Below are 2,951 nucleotides of genomic sequence, written 5' to 3'. Positions count from 1 at the left end.
GGAATCAGCTAAATAAGCAAAATTTTCTGGAAATAGTCATCCTTTGCGTAAGCATTCGATTTTTTTTACTTTTTTCAAGAAAATAATAATTCAGAATATTCTGACTATATTTATGCAACACTAGTGACCAATTATAATATTCTTATTTCATACATAATCACAGATATTTAATTTATATAAAACGTTTTTTTATTGTTATAACCATGTTTGCAATCCTTTTTTTGTATAAAACACGAACATCTTATGCATATCATTTTATAAAAATCTAAATTAATGGTATGGTGCACTCTGTAACAAATAAAGATTATTGGAGGCAATTGGATTGAAAATTATTGTAGTAGGTACATCTCACGCTGGTTATGAAGCAACTCAAACGTTGTTGAAAGAACACAATGATGCTGAATTACATATTTATGAGCGTGGAGCAACAGCATCATTTTTATCTTGCGGAATTCAAAGTTACCTAGAAGGTATTGCTGAATCTCTAGATAGTTTACACTATGCTACGGAGGAAACTCTTAAAGAGCAAAACGTGACTGTTCATATGAACAGTGATGTTGTAGGTATCAATCCGGAAACGAAAACCATTACTGTGAAAACAACTGATGGAGAAACAGAAGAAAGTTATGATAAATTAATTCTTTCTCCAGGAGCAATGCCAGTGAAAATTCCAATTCCTGGTGCTGACCTAGATAACATTTTTTATGTACGCGGTCGTAACTGGGCTGAAAAAGTTAAAAACCGTATGAGCCAATCGAAAAAAGCAGTCGTTGTAGGCGGAGGTTACATTGGTATCGAAGTAGCCGAAGCATTTGCTAAAGCGGGCATTGAGACAACTGTCATCGATTCTTTAGACCGAGTATTGAACACTTACTTGGATCAAGAATTCGTTGATGTGCTAAATGAGAATATGCAAGAAAATGGATTGACTGTTCGCACTAGCGAAATGGTTAAAGAAGTCGTGGGTGAAAATGGAACAGTCACTAAAGTTGTGACAGATAAAGGGGAATATGAAGCAGATACAGTTATCATGGCTGTTGGAGTTCGTCCGAATACGAAATGGTTGCAAGGCATCGTTGAATTGAATCAAGATGGAACTGTAGTGGTTGATGAGTACTTGGAAACTTCTGCAAAAGACATCTTCGCAATGGGAGATGCTACTAAGATCCCATTTGCTCCTAATCATGGATCTAAATTGATTGCTTTAGCTTCAAATGCTCGTCGCCAAGGAGTGATTGCAGCTAAAAATATTTTAGAGAAAAAAGTTAAAATGCCTGAAGTATCTGGAACATCAGGATTAACTTTATTTGATTACAAATTAGCTTCTACAGGTGTGAAAGACATTGATCAAGATTCGATCGAAGCTGAAGTAGCAAGTACTTTTGTAGTAGAAAACATTCGTCCTACTTTTATTGATGACGAGAAAGTGATGATGAAAATCCATTTTGAAAAAGAAAGCCACCGCATCGTTGGGGCTCAATTGATGTCAACTTATGACGTGACAGCTTCAATCAACGCGGTTTCTGTAGCTGTTTCATCAGGATGGACATTAGAACAATTGGCATTTGCTGATTTCTTTTTCCAACCTGGATTCAACCGTCCATGGAACTATTTGAATGTTCTCGCTCAAAAAGCTTTGGATGGTAACTTTGATGGGGAAAAGCTGTAAAAAAAAGCTATAAAATAAGATAACTCCCTCAAAAAATTAAGTAAAAAAGAAAAAAGTATCACGCTGCTGTTGATAGGTAGCGTGATACTTTTTTGTATCTAGAATTGTTCCATTTCAAAAGACAGCTCGCTCATTTAAATAACCTTTAAGATGGATGGCATTTTTCCATAAATAAACAGTATACAAAACCGCAATGATTGTAGTAACGACAACTACTTCTATTCGAGTTGAACCTACATTAGAAATACTCGCCAAAAAATTGTAAAGAATGTGCGCTAGAATGCAGACTTTTAAATTGCGCGAAGAAATCATGACTACCATAAACAAAAAGCCGACTACAAAGGCGTTCATAATTTGAAGAGATGTTTCGTAGCCTGTCATCTGGGTAGCAACAAGACTGATGATATGACCGAAAGCAAAAGTTGAACTAATGAAGAGAACAACCGTTAAATGTTTCCACTTACGGCTTAAAGCATTGAACATTAATCCACGGAAAATGACTTCTTCCATAAAGCTTACTGCTGTATAAAAACCTAAGAGCGCTAGAACATCAAGTAAAGGCAGTGATGTTTGAAAACCATAAAAAAGTGAAATACCAGAGATGAAAAAAAGTGGCAAATAGTAAAGCATTATTTTGTTGGATTCAGTGGCTGGAGTTGTCAAACCTATTTCGGTGCTTAAACCGGTTCTATAAAGATAAAGGAAACATAGCGATGCTAACAATAACTGTGGAACTGCTTCAATTAAATAAACTTCTCGATCTGTTTGAGCATAATTTCCGATAAAGGTAGCCAAAAGAAGATAAAGGATGAGCCAAAATAAGGTGGGAAACATAGGTTGTCTGTGATGAAATTCCATAAGACTGATCCTCCTTTTAAAGAACCAAAGAATAAAAAAAGATTGTGTGTAGGTGAGCAATAAAGAGTGAATCTTATTTCATTGAACTAATTATACTCTTTCAACGATGTGAAGTATATTATTTCGATTGTACTGGGGATCTATAAGAACGCTTCTTGCAAATAGAAGATGAGACGGTAACTGTGCAATTATTTTTTTGAGTATCGTAATAAATAAGCTTGAAGGGTAAAAACATAGACAAGAACAATAAAAAAAGCAGAAAAATTCACAAACAAATATTTGTTCGGACAATATAGACCTGAATCATTCATAGATTTTTATACAGGGACATTTTTATCAAAAAATTAGGCGAAACTGAAATGTTTCTTTCTTTTTTACAAATCGATTAGATTCCTTCCTAACGGAAGAAAAGAAAAGTTCATTT

The 2,951-nt window shown here is 34.7% G+C and carries 2 protein-coding genes; one reads left to right on the top strand and one right to left on the bottom strand.

Annotation, left to right across the window (positions count from 1 at the left end; genetic code table 11):
• Window positions 1–322 precede the first annotated feature (322 nt).
• Window positions 323–1,669, top strand: a complete 1,347-nt coding sequence (locus tag ACEN4L_RS13315; RefSeq protein WP_407097727.1) for an FAD-dependent oxidoreductase — start codon at window positions 323–325, stop codon at window positions 1,667–1,669.
• Window positions 1,670–1,783: 114 nt separating this feature from the next.
• Here ACEN4L_RS13315 and ACEN4L_RS13310 read toward each other — a convergent pair whose 3' ends face one another.
• Window positions 1,784–2,527 carry a CPBP family intramembrane glutamic endopeptidase gene (locus ACEN4L_RS13310; protein ID WP_407097726.1) on the bottom strand — a complete coding sequence of 248 codons (744 nt, stop codon included), beginning with the start codon at window positions 2,525–2,527 and terminating at the stop codon, window positions 1,784–1,786.
• Window positions 2,528–2,951 lie beyond the last annotated feature (424 nt).

The sequence above is a fragment of the Desemzia sp. FAM 23988 genome, from assembly GCF_045528365.1.
Taxonomy (GTDB): domain Bacteria; phylum Bacillota; class Bacilli; order Lactobacillales; family Carnobacteriaceae; genus Desemzia.
Note: the sequence above shows the minus strand (reverse complement) of the source record. Positions and strands in the feature narration are given on the sequence as shown.